The sequence below is a fragment of the Flindersiella endophytica genome (assembly GCF_054779015.1).
This window is the reverse complement of record NZ_BAAGYY010000028.1, coordinates 176,668-193,547: the sequence shown is the minus strand read 5'-3', so window position 1 is coordinate 193,547 and position 16,880 is coordinate 176,668. Positions and strand designations below refer to the sequence as shown.

The 16,880-nt window shown below is 69.5% G+C and carries 15 protein-coding genes; 9 read left to right on the top strand and 6 right to left on the bottom strand.

All coding sequences use genetic code 11. The features are described from left to right. Nucleotides 1-146: 146 nt before the first annotated feature. Together ACYVF6_RS34690 and ACYVF6_RS34685 are read right to left on the bottom strand one after the other, a co-directional pair. Nucleotides 147-833, bottom strand: coding sequence for a potassium channel family protein (locus tag ACYVF6_RS34690; RefSeq protein WP_460527568.1), 687 nt, complete (start codon nt 831-833; stop codon nt 147-149). After that, nucleotides 834-1,496, bottom strand: a complete 663-nt coding sequence (locus ACYVF6_RS34685; RefSeq protein ID WP_460527566.1) for a potassium channel family protein — start codon at nt 1,494-1,496, stop codon at nt 834-836. It abuts the gene before it with no gap. A gap of 173 nt (nt 1,497-1,669) precedes the next feature. Here ACYVF6_RS34685 and ACYVF6_RS34680 point away from each other — a divergent pair, with 173 nt between their 5' ends. From ACYVF6_RS34680 to ACYVF6_RS34650, 7 genes are all read left to right on the top strand, one after another. Continuing rightward, on the top strand, nt 1,670-3,673 hold the full coding sequence (locus tag ACYVF6_RS34680; protein WP_460527564.1) for an APC family permease: 2,004 nt from the start codon (nt 1,670-1,672) through the stop codon (nt 3,671-3,673). A 45-nt stretch (nt 3,674-3,718) separates the two neighbouring features. Further along, entirely contained in the window at nt 3,719-4,663 is a 945-nt protein-coding gene (locus ACYVF6_RS34675; RefSeq protein WP_460527563.1) for an LLM class F420-dependent oxidoreductase, read from the top strand. Between the two features lie 245 nt (nt 4,664-4,908). Beyond that, complete coding sequence (locus ACYVF6_RS34670; protein ID WP_460527561.1) at nt 4,909-5,679, top strand: hypothetical protein; 771 nt, start codon at nt 4,909-4,911, stop codon at nt 5,677-5,679. Nucleotides 5,680-5,731: 52 nt separating this feature from the next. Beyond that, nucleotides 5,732-6,502, top strand: coding sequence for a YcnI family copper-binding membrane protein (locus tag ACYVF6_RS34665; RefSeq protein WP_460527559.1), 771 nt, complete (start codon nt 5,732-5,734; stop codon nt 6,500-6,502). Beyond that, nucleotides 6,499-7,125: a copper resistance CopC family protein gene (locus tag ACYVF6_RS34660; protein WP_460527557.1), complete on the top strand. Its 627-nt coding sequence runs from the start codon at nt 6,499-6,501 to the stop codon at nt 7,123-7,125. The genes ACYVF6_RS34665 and ACYVF6_RS34660 overlap by 4 nt, the downstream gene beginning before the upstream one ends. Further along, nucleotides 7,115-9,166: a cytochrome c oxidase assembly protein gene (locus ACYVF6_RS34655; RefSeq protein ID WP_460527555.1), complete on the top strand. Its 2,052-nt coding sequence runs from the start codon at nt 7,115-7,117 to the stop codon at nt 9,164-9,166. The genes ACYVF6_RS34660 and ACYVF6_RS34655 overlap by 11 nt, the downstream gene beginning before the upstream one ends. Further along, nucleotides 9,163-9,846 carry an SDR family oxidoreductase gene (locus tag ACYVF6_RS34650; RefSeq protein WP_460527553.1) on the top strand — a complete coding sequence of 228 codons (684 nt, stop codon included), beginning with the start codon at nt 9,163-9,165 and terminating at the stop codon, nt 9,844-9,846. The genes ACYVF6_RS34655 and ACYVF6_RS34650 overlap by 4 nt, the downstream gene beginning before the upstream one ends. A 20-nt stretch (nt 9,847-9,866) precedes the next feature. On the opposite strand, the gene ACYVF6_RS34645 is transcribed toward ACYVF6_RS34650, so the two are convergent. From ACYVF6_RS34645 to ACYVF6_RS34635, 3 genes are all read right to left on the bottom strand, one after another. Continuing rightward, complete coding sequence (locus ACYVF6_RS34645) at nt 9,867-10,262, bottom strand: hypothetical protein (protein ID WP_460527551.1); 396 nt, start codon at nt 10,260-10,262, stop codon at nt 9,867-9,869. Next, entirely contained in the window at nt 10,259-10,765 is a 507-nt protein-coding gene (locus ACYVF6_RS34640) for a hypothetical protein (protein ID WP_460527549.1), read from the bottom strand. The genes ACYVF6_RS34645 and ACYVF6_RS34640 overlap by 4 nt, the downstream gene beginning before the upstream one ends. Before the next feature lie 115 nt (nt 10,766-10,880). Then, nucleotides 10,881-11,639: a P-loop nucleotide/nucleoside kinase family protein gene (locus ACYVF6_RS34635; protein WP_460527547.1), complete on the bottom strand. Its 759-nt coding sequence runs from the start codon at nt 11,637-11,639 to the stop codon at nt 10,881-10,883. Nucleotides 11,640-11,821: 182 nt separating this feature from the next. On the opposite strand from ACYVF6_RS34635, the gene acnA reads away from it, so the two are divergent. Beyond that, nucleotides 11,822-14,566 (top strand): aconitate hydratase, encoded by a 2,745-nt coding sequence (gene acnA / locus ACYVF6_RS34630; RefSeq protein WP_460527545.1) that lies wholly within the window; start codon nt 11,822-11,824, stop codon nt 14,564-14,566. After that, nucleotides 14,566-15,291, top strand: a complete 726-nt coding sequence (locus ACYVF6_RS34625; RefSeq protein WP_460527543.1) for a sulfite exporter TauE/SafE family protein — start codon at nt 14,566-14,568, stop codon at nt 15,289-15,291. Before acnA ends, ACYVF6_RS34625 begins: the two co-directional genes overlap by 1 nt. 9 nt (nt 15,292-15,300) lie before the next feature. On the opposite strand, the gene ACYVF6_RS34620 is transcribed toward ACYVF6_RS34625, so the two are convergent. Further along, nucleotides 15,301-16,872, bottom strand: a complete 1,572-nt coding sequence (locus ACYVF6_RS34620) for a trypsin-like peptidase domain-containing protein (protein WP_460527541.1) — start codon at nt 16,870-16,872, stop codon at nt 15,301-15,303. Nucleotides 16,873-16,880 lie beyond the last annotated feature (8 nt).

Below are 16,880 nucleotides of genomic sequence, written 5' to 3'. Positions count from 1 at the left end.
AGCTGGCGGTCGTCTGCTGTTCGGTTTGCTCGCGGCGAGTCGCCCCGGAAAGCGGACTTGGATTGTGCAGGGCACGCTGATCGACGCTGGCGGCCGCCACATCATGTAACGGCCGTCGCTGTTCCGGCGTATTGCTGAGCTGTCCGCTAGTCGTCGATCGTGTGGGACTTGCCGTGGGGTGCGAGCAGTTCCTGTAGGTCCTTCTCGCGCTCCGCTACCGCGACGAACAGCAGCTCGTCGTGTGCTTCGAGCGGTGTGTCGGGTGTCGGTACGAGGACGCGGCCCTCGCGCACGATCGTGACGAGGTTGGTGTCGGACGGCCAGGCGAGGTCGTCGACCCGGACGCCTACCGAGGGGCTCTCCGCCGGCAGCGTGAGCTCGACCAGGTTGGCCTCGCCCTGCCGGAACGTGAACAGCCGGACCAGGTCGCCGACCGAGACGGCTTCCTCGACGAGGGCCGCCATGATCCGGGGCGTCGAGACCGCGACGTCGACGCCCCACGACTCGTTGAACATCCATTCGTTGTTCGGGTGGTTCACCCGGCCGACCACCCGCGGCACGCCGAACTCCGTCTTGGCCAGCAGTGACACGACGAGGTTCACCTTGTCGTCGCCCGTCGCAGCGATCACGACCTGGCAGGAGGCCAGTTCCGCCTCCTCCAGCGTCGTGAGCTCGCAGGCGTCGGCCAGCAGCCACTCGGCGGCGGGCACCGCGTCGACCTTGGCCGCGGCCTTGGCGTCCTTGTCGATCAGCAGGACCTCGTGCCCGTTCTCCACCAGCTCTGCCGCGATCGAACGTCCGACGGCGCCGGCACCGGCGATCACCACGCGCATTTACTCAGCCTCCGGTCCGGCCGCGAAGACTTCCTCGACGGCGGCGATGGTTTCCTCGCGCATGATCACGTGGACCAGGTCGCCTTCCTGGATCACGGTCTCGCGGTGGGGAAGCAGGCCCTCGCCCATCCGGGTGAGGAACGCGACCCGTGCGCCGCTCTGCTGCTCCAGGTCGGTGACCAGCTGCCCGATCCACGCCGGCGCGACGTGGATCTCGGCCACGCGTACGGTGCCGGTCGGATCGCGCCATTCGGGTTCGGATCCTTCCGGCAGCAGCCGGCGGACGATCTGGTCGACCGACCACGGGATGGTCGCCACGGTCGGTATACCGAGACGCTGGTAGACCTCGGCCCGGCCGGGGTCGTAGATGCGGGCGACGACGTTCTCGACCCGGAAGATCTCACGCGCGATCCGGGCCGAAAGGACATTGGAGTTGTCGCCACTCGACACCGCGGCGAACGCGCCGGCCCGCTCGATGCCCGCCTCGCGCAGAACGTCGCGGTCGAAGCCGATGCCGGTGACGGTCGAGCCCTTGTAGTGGGGCCCGAGACGCCGGAACGCCTCGGCTTGCTGGTCGACCACGGCGACGCTGTGGCCGCGGTCCTCGAGCTGATGAGCCAGGGTCGAACCGACCCGGCCGCAGCCCATGATGACGATGTGCACGCTTTCTCTCTCCTGCACGAAGGCGTACGAGGGTACTTCCATTGTGCTGACAGACGACACATCGCCAGCCGATGGTTCCCTCACTTCTTTCACGGGCTCCGAAGCCGAGCGGCAACGCTACCGCCCCAGGCAGCGCGAACGATGACCAGGGACTAGCACTACGCTGCTCAGGCGTGAGTATCGGAGATCTCGGCAAACGCCTGCTGGTCGGGCGCAAACTGAGAAGCACACAGCTGCACGAGACACTGCTGTCGAAACGGATCGCGCTCCCCGTCTTCGCCAGTGACGCGCTGTCATCCCTCGGTTACGCTCCGGACGAGATCTTCATCACGCTGGCGTTCGCCGGGGTCTCGGCCTACGCGTTCTCGTGGAAGGTCGGCATCGCGGTCGGCGTCGTGATGCTGATCGTCGTCGCGTCCTACCGGCAGAACGTGCAGGCCTACCAGTCGGGCGGCGGTGACTACGAGGTCGCCACCACCAACCTCGGCCAGACCGCGGGGCTCACGGTAGCCAGTGCGCTGATGGTCGACTACGTGCTGACCGTCGCGGTGTCGATCTCCTCTGCCGCCCAGTACGCCGCGACCGTGATCGAGCCGTTGCGTGGCCATCAGACGACGGTCGCGGTGATCGCGACGCTGTTCCTGATGACGATGAACCTGCGCGGTGTGCGCGAGTCGGGCACCGCGTTCGCGATCCCCACGTACCTGTTCATCTTCTCGATCCTCGCCATGGTCGCGTGGGGCTTCCTCCGCTACTTCTTCGGCGATCTGCCGATGGCCGAGAGCGCGGACCTGACCGTCAAGCCGAGTCCCCAGTTCGAGAGCGGCTTCATGGGGATGGCGGCCGGCTTCCTCATCTTGCGTGCGTTCGCCTCCGGCTGCGCGGCGCTGACCGGTGTCGAGGCGATCAGCAACGGCGTACCCGCGTTCCGCAAGCCGAAGGGCCGCAACGCGGCGACGACGTTGCTCGCACTCGGAGTGACCGCGGTGACGATGGGCCTGTCGGTGAACGTGCTCGGCAACCTGATGGGCGTGCGGCTGGCCCTCGACCCGGCGACGGAGCTGCTTCGTCCCGACGGCTCTCCGGTCGGCGAGTCATATCATCAGAACCCCGTGATCAGCCAGCTCGCCAACGGCATCTTCGACCACTTCACGCCTGGCATCTACGTGGTGGCGACGGTGACCGGCCTGATCCTGGTGCTCGCCGCGAACACCGCGTTCAACGGCTTCCCGGTGCTCGGCTCGATCTTGGCCAAGGACGGCTTCCTGCCGCGTCAGCTGCACACACGGGGCGACCGGCTCGCGTACTCCAACGGCATCATCATCCTGGCCGGTTTCGCGATCGTGCTGATCGTGGCGTTCGACGCCGAGGTGACCAGCCTGATCCAGCTCTACATCGTGGGCGTGTTCGTCTCGTTCACGACCAGCCAGACCGGCATGATCCGGCACTGGACGCGGCTGCTGCGCACGGAGACCGACCCGGCGAGGCGGCGGGGGATGATGACCAGCCGGGTGATCAACACGGTCGGGCTCGCCGTCACCGCGACCGTGCTCGTCGTCGTCCTGCTGACGAAGTTCACGCAGGGCGCGTGGATCTCGATCGCGGCGATGTTCGCGCTGTTCGTGCTGATGCAGGGGATCCGGCGGCACTACAACCGGGTGGCCGACGAGATCGCACCCGACGACGAGACCGACCTGACGCTGCCGTCGAAGGTGCACTCGGTCGTCCTGGTGTCGAAGCTGCACAAGCCGACGCTGCGCGCGCTGTCGTTCGCGAAGGTCTCCAAGCCGGACGTGCTGGAAGCCATCACCGTCGACGTCGACACCGAGGACACCCGGAGGCTCGTCGACGAGTGGGACGAGCGTGGCCTTCCCGTACCCCTGAAGGTGCTCGCGTCGCCGTACCGGGAGATCACCCGGCCGATCGTGGAGTACGTCAAGAGCATCCACCGCACCAGCCCGCGCGACATCGTGATGGTCTACATCCCGGAGTACGTCGTCGGCCGCTGGTGGGAGACGATCCTGCACAACCAGAGCGCGCTGCGGCTGAAGGTGCAGCTGCTGTTCACACCGGGCGTGATGGTGACGAGCGTGCCGTACCAGCTGCGCTCGTCGAAGATCGCGGCGCAGCGGGCCGCGCGCGAGCGGTCGCGGCCGCGCACGATCGAACGGCGCTGACCGGCGTTGCCTGGTTTTTCGCCGATTCGTCTACAGTCTTGAGGCATGCGTCTACGAGTTCACACCGAGCCGCAGCAGGGTGCTTCGTACGCTTCGTTGCTGCGGGTCGCCCGGACGGCCGAAACCTGCGGGTTCGACGGCTTCTTCCGTTCCGACCACTACCTCGCGATGGGCGACGCGTCCGACAGCTCGGACGTACGGGGCTACCCCGGCCCGACCGACGCGTGGACGACGATCGCGGGGCTCGCGGTGCAGACCTCGCGGATCCGGCTCGGCACCCTGATCAGCCCGGCGACGTTCCGGCTGCCGGGGCCCCTGGCGATCCAGATCGCGCAGATCGATCAGATGTCAGGCGGCCGGGTCGAGCTCGGACTCGGCACGGGGTGGTTCGCCGAGGAGCACACCGCGTACGGCATTCCCTTTCCCGCCAAGCGATTCGCGCTGCTGGAGGAGCAGCTCGCGATCATCACGGGCTTGTGGATGACGCCGGTGGGGGAGCGCTACTCCTTCAAGGGCGAGCACTATCAGCTGGAGGACTCGCCGGCGCTGCCGAAGCCGGTGCAGACGCCCCGCCCACCGATCATCATCGGCGGTGGCGGGCGTGCGCGTACTCCCTCGCTGGCAGCTCGGTACGCCACCGAGTTCAACCTCGGCTTCGACGGACCCCGGCGGCTCGCACCCGGGTACGAACGGGTCCGCGCGGCGTGTGAGGCCGCCGACCGGGACCCTTCGACGCTGGAGTTGTCGGCCGTCCTGACGGTCTGCTGCGGCAAGGACGAACTGGAAGCGCGGCGGCGGGCAGCCGGCCTCGGCCTCGACGTCGCGGCACTGAAGGAAAGCGGCCTCGTCGGCACCCCCGCAGCGATCGTCGACCGGATCGGCCAGTACGCCGAGATCGGCGTCGGCACCATCTACTTCCAACTCCTCGACCTCGACGACCTGGACCAACTCGAACTGCTCGCCTCGGACGTGGCCCCACAGCTCACCTAACCGTTCCGGCGCGGCAACTCATCAGACGCGGCGCCCGCTCGGCCGCGTTCGGGCCGCTGCCACCGCCCGCGCGGGGCGGAGGTCGGCCTCGGTGGTCGGCGGCGGTGGTGCGCGGCCATCTGGGCTGGTCGTGGCCGGTGCGGTCGCAACGTCGCCGAAACAGCGCGGCTGTGAGCATCACCTCATCGGAAAGTCATCGATCGGGAACTGTCGGCAGCCGAGCTCGATCCCCTAAACTCGGCCGGGTGACAGGTCCGGCGGTGGTGCGATCGGCCGCGCGCAAGCAGCAGCCCGAGCTGCCCGCGCCGGCCCGGTGGCGCAGCCGGACCAAGCCCAAGCTCCACACCGACGAGGCAGAGCCCAGGCAGGCCCCGGTTGCGACACCCGACGCCCTGCCCGACCTACGTCCGGCCACGGGCGCCCTGCGCGCCACTCGCGGGCTCGTGCTCGCCGCCGCTTCCGCGGCCATCGCGCTGGCCGGGCACGTGCTCGGTGGCGGCCACACCCCTTCCGTTCCAGCGTTGTTCGTCGTCGCCGCTCTGGTGGGTGCCGGGTTCGTCGTGCTGGCTGATCGGCGGCGCGGCTTCACCCAGATCCTGTTCGCCGCGCTGGCCAGCCAGCCGGTGTTCCACATCGCGTTCTCACTGGCCGAGCAGCGCGGCACAGGGGCCGATCCGCACGGTGCCGGCCCGACCGCCGATCAGCTCGCTGCCCTCAACCAGCACACGTCGACAGCCGACCTCGTTCACCAGCTCCAGGCCGCCCTCGACCCCACGATGGTCGCGGGCCACGTGGTCGCCGCCGTCGGGATCGCGGCGCTGACCGCGTACTGTGAAAACCTCCTCTGGAGCCTGTTCGAGCTGGTCGCGCGCGCCTCCGCGCCGATCCTCCAGCCCGTTCCCATCTTGACCGCCGCGCCCGCTCTGCACGCGGCCGCGGCGTTGGTCACGCCGCCGAGACGGCAGCAACTGGCCCGGGTGCGTACCCGGCGTGGACCGCCAAGCCCGCGCGCTTGAGCAGCACGTCCACCCGCACACACCACACCAGAAACTGAGAAAGGCCATTCTCATGCTGCCCAGGATCAGGGCGTCGCGCGTACTCGCATGCCTGCTCGGCGCGGGCGCGCTCACCGTCGGCCTCGCGTTGCCGGCTTTCGCGCACGTCACCGTCAACCCGCGCGAAGCGAGCCAGGGCGAGTACGCCAAGCTCACGTTCCGCGTACCCAACGAGTCCGAGACCGCGAGCACGGTCAAGGTGACGGTCGAGTTCCCGGCCGACACCCCGTTCCCGTCCGCACGGGTGAAGCCGCATCAGGGCTGGACGGTCGAGGCGAGCAAGTCCAAGCTGCCCAAGCCCGTCCAGGTCGGCGAGTACAACCTCACCGAGGCCGTCACGTCAGTCACCTGGACGGCCAAGCCGGGCAATGAGGTAAAGCCCGGCGAGTTCGAGGAGTTCGACGTCTCGGTCGGCCCGCTGCCGGAGAAGGAGTCGATCTCGTTCCCGGCCGTGCAGACCTACAGCGACAAGTCCGTCGTGAAGTGGAACGAGGCGATGCGGCCGGGCGCCAAGGAAGAGCCCGAGCATCCCGCCCCGACGCTCACGCTGGTCAAGAGCGAGGGCGAGGACCATCACGGCAGCAGTACGTCCGCCGAGAAGGCCTCCGACCAGGAGACCGCCGCACCCGCCGCGGCCGGCGAGCGCACCGAGACGACCGCGGTCGACACCACGGCGCGTACGCTCGGCGCCGCGGGCCTGGGCGTCGGCGTGCTGAGCCTGATCGTGCTGCTGATCGTCGCGTTCGCCGTACGACGCAACGGATCTACAGGAGCTACCAAGTGACACTGCGCAAGGCAGTGACCAGGATCCTGGCGGGCACCATGCTCGCCGGGGCCCTGGCCCTGGGCTGGCAGGCGCCGGCCCTCGCACACGACAAGCTGGTCTCGACCTCACCGAAGGACGGCGTCGCCCTCGACGCGGCGCCGAGCGAGATCGTGCTGACCTACAACGAGCCCGTCCAGACCGACTTCGCCAACGTGGTCGTCGCCGGCCCTGGCGGTACGAACATCGCCCAAGGCAAGCCGCAGGTGGTCGGCAACCAGGTCACCCAGCCGGTGAAGGCCGAGGCACCGAACGGCACGTACACCGTGAGCTGGCGCGTCGTCTCCTCCGACGGGCACCCGATCGACGGCACGTTCACGTACTCGATCAAGCTGGTGGTGCCGACGCCCACCAAGAGCGAGGCGTCGACGACCGAACCCACCACGGAGCCCTCCGCCGGACCCAGCACGCCGGCTTCGACATCCGCGGGTACATCCGACCAGAGTCAAGCCGGCGGTGGCGGATCAGCCTGGCCATGGGTGGTGGGAGCATTGGTCCTGATCGTCATCATCGTGGGAGGTGTGCTCCTTGGCCGCAGAGGCCGACAGCGCAACGCCGGGGCAGGAACCGGACGTGCCGGCTGAACCGGTGACGTCGGGATCGGCCGCCGCGTCCTCGACCGGGCACCGTGGCGGTGCGCGGCTGTCGTGGCGCGGTCCGACCTGGCTGCGAGCCGGCCTGATCGGCGCGGGCGCGCTGGGCATGCTGGTGCTCGCGCTCTTCGTCGGCGGTGGACGCCCGCAGCCGGCGCCGGTCGGCCTGCCCGACCCCGGCCCGTTCACGGGGTGGGGGCTGCCGATCACCCGGCTCGCCATGGACCTCGCCTCGGCCGCGACGATCGGCTCGCTGCTGTTCGGCGTGCTCGCGCCGGCCAAGGGCGGCGTCCTCGATCGGGCGGCCGTCCGGGCCGTACGCGCGTCGGCCGTGTTCGCGTGGCTCTGGGTGCTGACAGCGGTGGCCGGGCTGGTCTTCACGCTGTCCGACCTGCTCGGCGTACCCGTGCAGCAGATCGACTACCAGGACACCCTGGCCAGCTTCATCTCCCAGATCGTGCAGGGCCGCTCGCTGGCGGTCGTCGCCGTGCTGGCCGTGATCGTCGCGGCCGCGGCCCGCGGAGTCCAGACGCTCAACGGCGCCGCCCTGCTGCTGATCCTCGCGGTCGCGGCCTCGATCCCGCCCGCGCTCACCGGGCACGCGGCCGGCGCGGCCAACCACGACCTGGCCACGTCCAGCCTGATCGTGCACGTGGTAGCCGTTTCGGTGTGGATCGGCGGGCTGTTCGCGCTGGTGATCCACGGCCGCTGGTCCAACCCTGATCTACGCAAGGCCGCACCGCGCTACAGCGGCATCGCGTTGTGGTGCTTCCTGGCGGCAGGCGTGTCCGGGCTGGTCAACGCATACATCCGGCTCGGTTCGGTCGGGCAGCTGTTCGCCAGCAGGTACGGCCTGCTGGTGGCGGGCAAGATCGTCTGCCTCTGCGCGCTGGGCGCGTTCGGCTGGTGGCACCGCAAGCGCACGCTGACAGCACTGGACGCGGGCAAGCCGCGCGCGTTCCGGCGGTTCGCGCTGGGCGAGGCCGCCGTGATGGCGGCAACGGTCGGCCTGGCGGTCGCGCTGTCGCGCACACCCACGCCGGTGTCGGAGGCATCCCAGGCCTCGCCCTCGGTGGCGGCCGGCCGGATCGGCTGGGACGTACCCCCGTTGACGTTCGACCGGCTGCTGACGCTCTGGCGTCCGGACGTGATCGTGCTGATGGTCGCGCTGCTGGCGGTGGTGGGCTACCTCGCCGGTGTCCGCCGGGTGCGCGCACAGGACATCGCGTGGCCGGTCGGCCGGACGATCGCGTGGCTCGCGGGCGTGCTGGTGGCGGTCTTCGTGCTGAGCAGCGGCACCGCGACGTACGCCCCGGCGCTGTTCAGCGTCCACATGGTGCAGCACATGACACTCTCGATGCTGGTGCCGATCCTGCTCGCGCTGGGCGCGCCGATCACGCTGGCGCTGCGGGCGTTGCCGGCCTCGCCCGGTGCCTCGGACGGCACCGGGGACAGGGGAGCGCGGGAGTGGATCGTCGCCGTGCTCCACTCGCGGGTCGCCTCGGTGCTGACGCATCCGGTGGTCGCGCTCGTGTTGTACATCGGCACGTTGTACGCCTTCTACTTCTCCGACGTGTTCGCCTGGGCGATGCGCTCGCACGTCGCGCACCTGCTCATGGTGGCGCACTTCATCGGCGTGGGCGCGCTCTACTTCTGGCCGATCATCGCGCTGGACCCGATGCCGAGGAAGCTGCCGCCGCTCGGGCGGATGCTGCTGCTGTTCGCCTCGATGCCGTTCCACGCGTTCTTCGGCGTGATCGTGATGACGAGCAGCCGGCTGATCGGCGGGTCGTGGTACACCACGTTGCGGCAACCGTGGGTCGACCTGCAGTCCGATCAGAACATGGGCGGCGGCATCGCCTGGGGCGCGGCGGAGCTGCCGGTGCTGGCGGTGCTGGTCGTGGTGTTCGTCGCGTGGTACCGCTCCGACGTACGCGCGGCGCGCCGTGCCGACCGGCACGCGGATGCGGATCTCGAGCAGTACAACGCGATGCTCGCCCGGCTCGCCACCCACGACCGCCGCGGCTCATGACCGTCGCGGTGGTGACCGGCGCCAACCGTGGCATCGGGCTGGAGGTCTGCCGGCAGCTGGCCGCGCTCGGCCTGACGGTCGTGCTCACCGCGCGGTCGCTGGAGAAGGCCGAGACAGCCGCGGCCGGCCTTGGCCCGGGCCTGACCGGTGAGGTCCGGCCGTTCGCGCTGGACGTCTCGGACCGCTCGAGCATCCGGCGGTTCGCGTCCGGCGTGGGCGCGATCGACGTGCTGGTCAACAACGCCGCGATCAACTACGACACGTGGGAACGAGCCGCGACGGTCGACCTGGACTTCGTACGTTCGACCCTGGAGACGAACCTCTTCGGCGCCTGGGAACTGACGCAGGCGCTGCTGCCGGCCCTGCGAGCCGGCCGCCATGGCCGGATCGTCAACGTGTCGAGCGGCGCCGGCTCGCTGGCCGAGATGGGCGGCGGCACACCGGCGTACTCCCTGTCGAAGACGGCGTTGAACGCCATGACCCGCATGCTGGCCTCCGAACTGCGACCGGACCGCATCCTGGTGAACGCCGTGTGCCCGGGCTGGGTCGCCACCGACATGGGCGGCTCCGGCGGCCGCCCGGTGTCGGAGGGCGCGGCCGGCATCGTCTGGGCCGCCACCCTGCCGGACGACGGGCCTACCGGCGGCTTCTTCCGCGACCGCCGGCCCGTGGCCTGGTAGCCGGCCGGCCAGACGACCCGCTAGACCGGACCTTTCGCGTCCATCGCTGCTTGGAGGTAGGCGATGACGTCGTCGTGGGTGGGCTGCCTGGCCCCCTCCAGGCGGGACGCGTTGACGGCCCAGTCCAGCGGAGTCTCGCTGCCCGTGTCGGATCGTGCCGTGAGGTCGGCGCCCGCCTCGGCCAGCTTCCGTACCTGGTCGAGGTCGCCTCGCCAGGCGGCGATGTGCAGCGACGAGGCCGGCCAGGGCGGGATCTCCAGCGCGTGCTCGAAGGCCTCGCGGGAGTGCACCGGCTCGCCGTGCGAGACGATCACGCGCTCGAACGGAAGGTCGAGCATGGCGCGCAGGTCGGGGAGGGCGCGTTCCTCGTGCGTGGGTGACATCCACACCCGCAACGTGCCGTCGCGTTCGGTCATGGAGTCGCCGAACACCAGCGTCTTGTGACGCGGCAGTAGAGCGGGGTCTCGTGCCAGCCGCGAGGGTCGCGGAACGGCAGCAGGCCGCCGGGCAGCTCCTGGCCGGGCGTGATCTTTCGTACCTCGGCGTCCGGCTCGCCCCATCGCTCGAGCATCTCGGGATCGAAGACGTTCGGGCCGAAGACAGGGCATCCGTACCGGCCGGCCAGCGCGTCGCTGCTCCACGTTCGCCGATCGGTCCAGGTCTCCCGCATATGATCCCCGATCAACACCGCGACGGCCGTGGGCGGGCGCTCGGCGAACCGATCCCAGACCTGGCCCGCGTCCTCCGGCGGCAGCAGGGGATCGAGCACCCACCGCTCGTCGCCCGAGTCGACGCAGACGCTCGTCACCACCTTCTGCCAGTCGTGCCCTTCACTCCAGCTGGGATGCTCGAGCCGCCAGATCCACAGTCCGGGCGCGAGGTCGATGACCTCCACATTCGGCGAGCTGGGCTGAGTCATGAACGGCTCCTCGGGCGGTTCGCCTGGCAACAACCACGTCCAGGCCCACCCTGCCGCAAGGTCCGGACATCCTGTGTCCTGTACCACCGGGATACCTGTCACACAGCCTGCCCGGTCAGCCGTGCCCAGGTGCGAGGATCGCGGGTGGGGGAGCGGCCGCCAGGGTTTGGGCGTCGACCGCGCGGAGGGTGACCTGGGCGAGGCAGTCGGCCCGGCCGCACTCGCACTCGAAGTCGCGGACGATCTGCGCAGGAGGCAGTGGGTTCAGCGGTTTGGTCGACGGACTCAGGCACTGCGTGATGATCGCCTGGTTGGCGTAGCGGACCAGGTCCTGTCGTTCCTCCAGCGTCGACGCCACCGGGCCTGCGGTGAGCCGCGGTTCGAAGAAGACCTCCAGCTCGGCCAGCGTCTCGTCCACGCTCAGCCCGTCGACGGGCAGTTCGGCCACGCCGCTCCCGTCCAGCTGCTCGCGTACGACGTCCCAGCTCCTCAGGTACGCGTCCGGCGCGCCATCAGGGTGACGGGCGGCCAGCCGCCGCCGTTGCTCGTCGCGCGACGGCATCAGCCAGATCGCCGATCCGCCGAGCGACGCCATCGCCGGCGTCATCTGGCCGCCCTCGGCCACGACGAGCGGCGCTGCCGGCAGTTCCCGCAGATCGGAGAGGATCATCGGCCTTCGGTCGTAGAAGGCCTGCCCCGGCCCACGTGGCGGCAACGCGACCCCGGCCGCCAGCGCCCGATCCCGGTGGATCCAGGTCCGCGCGTCCGAGTTGTACCAGCGCAGCCCGTGCCGCCGGGCCAGCAGCCGCGCCACGGTCGTCTTGCCGGCCCCCGCAGGCCCGCCGATCCACAGAACGTTCGAGAGATCATCCACTGGCTCACATATACCGGCCGACCCGGCTGGGCTGCCACCTCGACAGGGTGTATCTTGACGTCAAGATAGTTTTCGATCAGCCACCGGGGTAAGGGCTGCCTGACCTTCATGCGCTCATCCAGTCTCGGCAGGATGAGAAGTGCCCGGTGCGAGCCGTGAACGACATGGATTGAGGAGTGGCGATGCCAAGCGTGGACAGCTTTGGAGCCAAGGGACGGCTCGACGTAGGCGAGCAGTCGTACGAGATCTTCCGGCTGTCCGCCGTCGAGGGTGCCGAGCGGCTGCCGTACAGCCTGAAGATCCTGCTGGAAAACCTGCTGCGCACCGAAGACGGCGCCAACATCACCGCCGACGACATCCGGGCGCTCGCCCAGTGGGACGCGGATGCCGAACCCAGCAAGGAGATTCAGTTCACTCCCGCCCGCGTCATCATGCAGGACTTCACCGGCGTCCCCGCCGTGGTCGACCTCGCCACGATGCGTGAGGCGATGGGCGAGCTCGGCGGTGACCCCAACCGGATCAACCCGTTGTCGCCCGCCGAGCTGGTGATCGACCACTCCGTGATCGCCGACGTGTTCGGTACGCCGGACTCCTTCGAGCGCAACGTCGAGATCGAGTACGAGCGCAACAGGGAGCGCTACCAGTTCCTGCGCTGGGGCCAGGGCGCGTTCGCCGACTTCCGGGTCGTGCCGCCGGGCACCGGCATCGTGCACCAGGTCAACATCGAGCACCTCGCCCGCGTCGTCTTCGAGCGCGACGGCCAGGCCTATCCCGACACCTGCGTCGGCACCGACTCCCACACCACGATGGTCAACGGGCTCGGCGTGGTCGGCTGGGGCGTCGGCGGCATCGAAGCCGAGGCCGCGATGCTCGGCCAGCCCGTGAGCATGCTGATCCCGCGCGTCGTCGGCTTCAAGCTGTCCGGCGAGCTGCCCGAGGGCGCGACCGCCACCGACCTCGTGCTCACGATCACGGAGATGCTGCGCAAGCACGGCGTCGTCGGCAAGTTCGTCGAGTTCTACGGCACGGGCGTCTCCGCGGTCCCGCTGGCCAACCGCGCGACGATCGGCAACATGTCGCCGGAGTACGGCTCGACGATCGCGGTGTTCCCGGTCGACGACGAGACGATTCGCTACCTCAAGATGACCGGACGCACCGACCAGCAGATGGCGCTGGTCGAGGCGTACGCCAAGGAGCAGGGCCTCTGGCACGACCCGCAGGTCGAGCCGGCGTACTCCGAGCACCTCGAGCTCGACCTGGCCACGGTCGTCCCGTCGATCGCGGGCCCGAAGCGCCCGCAGGACAGGGTTTCGCTGAGCGAGGCCAAGCCGCAGTGGCGCCGTGCCGTCCGCGACTACGTCACTGACAGCGGCGTCGACGAGGCGTCGGCCGAGTCGTTCCCGGCCTCCGACTCACCGGCGGTCAGCGCCAACGGCCGCCCCTACCGTTCCACCAACGTCACGCTGTCCGACGGCTCAAGGTTCAAGCTCGACCACGGCGCCGTCGTGATCGCGGCGATCACCTCGTGCACCAACACCTCCAACCCCTCGGTGATGATCGGTGCCGCGCTGCTGGCCAAGAACGCCGTCGACAAGGGCCTCAACCGCAAGCCGTGGGTCAAGACGACGCTGGCGCCGGGCTCGAAGGTCGTCATGGACTACTACGAGCGCGCCGGTCTCACGCCGTACCTCGAGAAGCTCGGCTTCAACCTGGTGGGCTACGGCTGCACGACCTGCATCGGCAACTCCGGCCCGCTGATCCCCGAGGTCTCCAAGGCGGTCAACGAACACGACCTCACCGTCGTCTCGGTGCTGTCCGGCAACCGCAACTTCGAGGGCCGGATCAACCCCGACGTCAAGATGAACTACCTCGCGTCGCCGCCGCTGGTCGTCGCGTACGCGCTGGCCGGAACGATGGACCTCGACCTCTACAACGAGCCGCTGGGCACCGGGTCCGACGGCAAGGAGGTCTTCCTGGCCGACATCTGGCCGAGCGCGCAGGAGATCGAGCGGGTCGTCGAGCAGGCGATCGCGAGTGAGATGTTCACCCGCGACTACGCCGACGTGTTCGCCGGCGACCAGCGCTGGCAGGAGCTGCCGACGCCGGAGGGCTCGACGTTCGAGTGGGCCGACGACTCGACGTACGTCCGAAAGCCGCCTTATTTCGAAGGGATGCCGGCCGAACCGGCGCCGGTCACCGACATCACCGGTGCACGCGTGCTGGCCAAGCTCGGCGACTCGGTCACCACCGACCACATCTCGCCGGCAGGCTCGATCAAGAAGGACTCGCCCGCGGGTGCGTACCTCCAGGAGCACGGCGTCGAGCAGCGCGACTTCAACTCCTACGGTTCCCGGCGTGGCAACCACGAGGTGATGATCCGCGGTACGTTCGCAAACATCCGGCTGCGCAACCAGCTCGCGCCCGGCACCGAAGGCGGATTCACCCGCGCCCTACTAAATGAAAATGGCACCGCCGGCGGCGACGTCACGACGATCTACGACGCGTCGATGAACTACCAGGAGTCCGGCGTCCCGCTGCTGATCCTCGCGGGCAAGGAGTACGGCTCCGGCTCGTCGCGCGACTGGGCGGCCAAGGGCACCGCACTGCTGGGCGTCAAGGCCGTCATCGCGGAGTCGTACGAGCGGATCCACCGGTCCAACCTGATCGGCATGGGCGTGCTTCCCCTGCAGTACAAGGCAGGCGAGGACGCCGAGACACTCGGGCTCACCGGCGAGGAGAGCTTCGACGTGGCCGGCATCACTGAGCTCAACGACGGCAGCACGCCGCGCGAGGTGACCGTACGGGCGACCTCGGAGTCGGGCACCAAGGAGTTCCGCGCGGTTGTTCGGATCGACACGCCGGGCGAGGCCGAGTACTTCCGCCACGGCGGCATCATGCAGTACGTACTGCGTTCCCTGCGCGGTTGATGGGGCTCGAGCTCTCCGTCGTCCTGATCGTCGGGCTCGCGGTCCTGGCGGGCTCGACGGTCCAGGGGTCAGTCGGCTTCGGCGTCTCGCTGGTGGCCGTACCCGTCCTGCTGCTGCTCGATCCGTCGTTGATGCCAGGCTCCATGCTGGTCGTCGGAACGCTGCTCCCGGCTCTCACGCTGACCCGCGAGCGGCAGAACGTCGACTGGCGGATCGCCCGGACCGCGATGCTGGGAAGGCTGATCGGCACCGCCGGGGGAGTGTGGGTGGTGACCGTGCTGTCGGTACGCGCGCTCACGATCGCCCTCGGCGTGTTCATCCTGGTGGGTGTCGCGCTGTCGATCTGGGACGTCGTGGTGCCGATGAAGGGCCCGACACTGTTCAGCGCCGGCGCGCTGACCGGCGTCACCGGTACGGCCGCCTCGATCAGCGGGCCGGTCGTGGGTCTGGTGATGCAGAAACTGCCCGGCGCGACGATGCGCGCCACGATGGCCGCGTTCTTCTGTGTGGGAACGGTGTTCTCGCTCACCGGGCTGGCGATCGGCGGGCAGCTCACGCTTCGCCAGGTGTGGATGGGCGTGGCGATGGTGCCGTTCCTCGTCGTGGGCTACGCGGTGTCCGGCCCGTTACGCCGCTACCTGGACGGCGGCTGGACGCGGACGGCAGTGCTCACGATCTCCACGGTCTCGGCCGTGGTCGTGCTCCTGCGAGCGTTGCTGGTGTGAGCTCCGGCGTCAGCGAGTGTGGGGGAACGGCCAGATCCCCACGCTGCCGTCGTAGCCGCCCGTCGCGAGCGTTTTGCCGTCCGGGCTGAACACGACCGCGCTCACGGCTCCGGTGTGCGCCTGGAAGCGGTCGAGGTTCTCGCCGGTGTCCATCGACCACAGCAGGATCGTGCCCTCCTGGTTTCCGGTGGCCAGCGTCTTGCCGTCAGGGGTGAACGCGACCGTGTTCACACTCCTCGGCGCGAACCCGACGCTGCCACCCGAGGTCGACGGCGCGGCGGCCCAGGTCTGGATGTCCCGGTCGGCCGCCTCGCCGGCGCCGGGAACGATCCGGTGCACCCACGGCATGCCGTCGCTCCTGGCTCGGGCGAGCGTGATCCCGTCGGGGCCGAACGCCACCGACCAGAGGTCGTTCCCCGTACTGGGGAAGGTGGAAATGCCGCCGCCGATGGCGTCGGCGACGAGTACCGATCCGTCGAGGCGGCTGAACGCGATCGTCCGGGCGTTTGGACTGAACGCGACCGACCAGAGGTTGTCGGTCAGGCTCTCTCCGGATGGCAGCCGGTCCGGGAACGGGCCCATGGAATCGGTCGCATCTTCGTCGTCATTGGGGCAGAACAGCATCGACCACTGGTTCGGGTTCAGGTCGATGGTGCCGAACCTGTCGGACTTGGACGGATCCCACATCCGGACCGTACGGTCGGCGCCTCCGCTGATCAGCACGTTACCCCGGATCACGAACGCGACCGAGTGCACGGCGCCGGAGTGGCCGGCGAAGACGTCGACGTTGACCCCGCTGCCGACATCCCACAGCCGTACGATGCCGTCCTCACCGGCGGAGGCGAGAGACTTGCCGGCCGGATCGAACGCGAGCGAGTTGACCGCGCCGGTGTGACCGGTCATCGGACGCGGAGGCAGCTCGACGGCGCCGTTCCGCTCGGCATTGACCGGCATACGTTTCCCGCGCAGCAGGCCGATCCGATCGGCCGGAACGGCGTAGCTGTCGCGGCCGCCCGAACGAGGGTGGGGTGCCATTGCCAGCAGCCCGACGATCTCGCCGGTCTCGCGGTCGATGGCCGGGCCGCCGCTGTAGCCGGGCTGGACCTGCAACGCCGACCCGGCACTGCTGTCGAGCTGCAGCCGGCCGCCACCGACCGTGCCGCGTACGGTCGCCTCGACCCAGGCGCCCTCAGGCCGCGGCGGAACGCCGGGATAGCCGAACACGTCGACCACCCTGCCCGGAGCCGGCACGCCGGCGGCGAGCCTGGCCGGCTCGGTGTCGTACGGCAGCTGGTTCTCGACCACCAGCACGGCGAGGTCCGCGGCGCCGGCATGGTCGGCGATCGGCGGGAACCACCGGACCACCCGTGCGCGCCGCGTGGCCTGACCGGTAGGGAGCATGGGGAAGTTGACGTCGATCGCGTCGACGGGAACGTCGCGACTCAGTGGATCGCGGTCCAGGACGGCGTTGACCACGTGGGCGCAGGTGACGATCTCGCGAGTGTCGACCAGCATGCCGACGCCCACTGTGGTGCCCGAGGACGTGGAGAAGCGGACGATGGCCGCGTGCGGGATCGGCACACCTGCCA

Coding starts and splice junctions, on each gene's coding strand:
- ACYVF6_RS34690 (WP_460527568.1), bottom strand. CDS start 833: ATGCGCGTGGTGATCGCCGGTGCCGGCGCCGTCGGACGTTCGATCGCG.
- ACYVF6_RS34675 (WP_460527563.1), top strand. CDS start 3,719: ATGCGTCTACGAGTTCACACCGAGCCGCAGCAGGGTGCTTCGTACGCT.
- ACYVF6_RS34665 (WP_460527559.1), top strand. CDS start 5,732: ATGCTGCCCAGGATCAGGGCGTCGCGCGTACTCGCATGCCTGCTCGGC.
- ACYVF6_RS34650 (WP_460527553.1), top strand. CDS start 9,163: ATGACCGTCGCGGTGGTGACCGGCGCCAACCGTGGCATCGGGCTGGAG.
- ACYVF6_RS34645 (WP_460527551.1), bottom strand. CDS start 10,262: ATGACCGAACGCGACGGCACGTTGCGGGTGTGGATGTCACCCACGCAC.
- ACYVF6_RS34640 (WP_460527549.1), bottom strand. CDS start 10,765: ATGACTCAGCCCAGCTCGCCGAATGTGGAGGTCATCGACCTCGCGCCC.
- acnA (WP_460527545.1), top strand. CDS start 11,822: ATGCCAAGCGTGGACAGCTTTGGAGCCAAGGGACGGCTCGACGTAGGC.
- ACYVF6_RS34625 (WP_460527543.1), top strand. CDS start 14,566: ATGGGGCTCGAGCTCTCCGTCGTCCTGATCGTCGGGCTCGCGGTCCTG.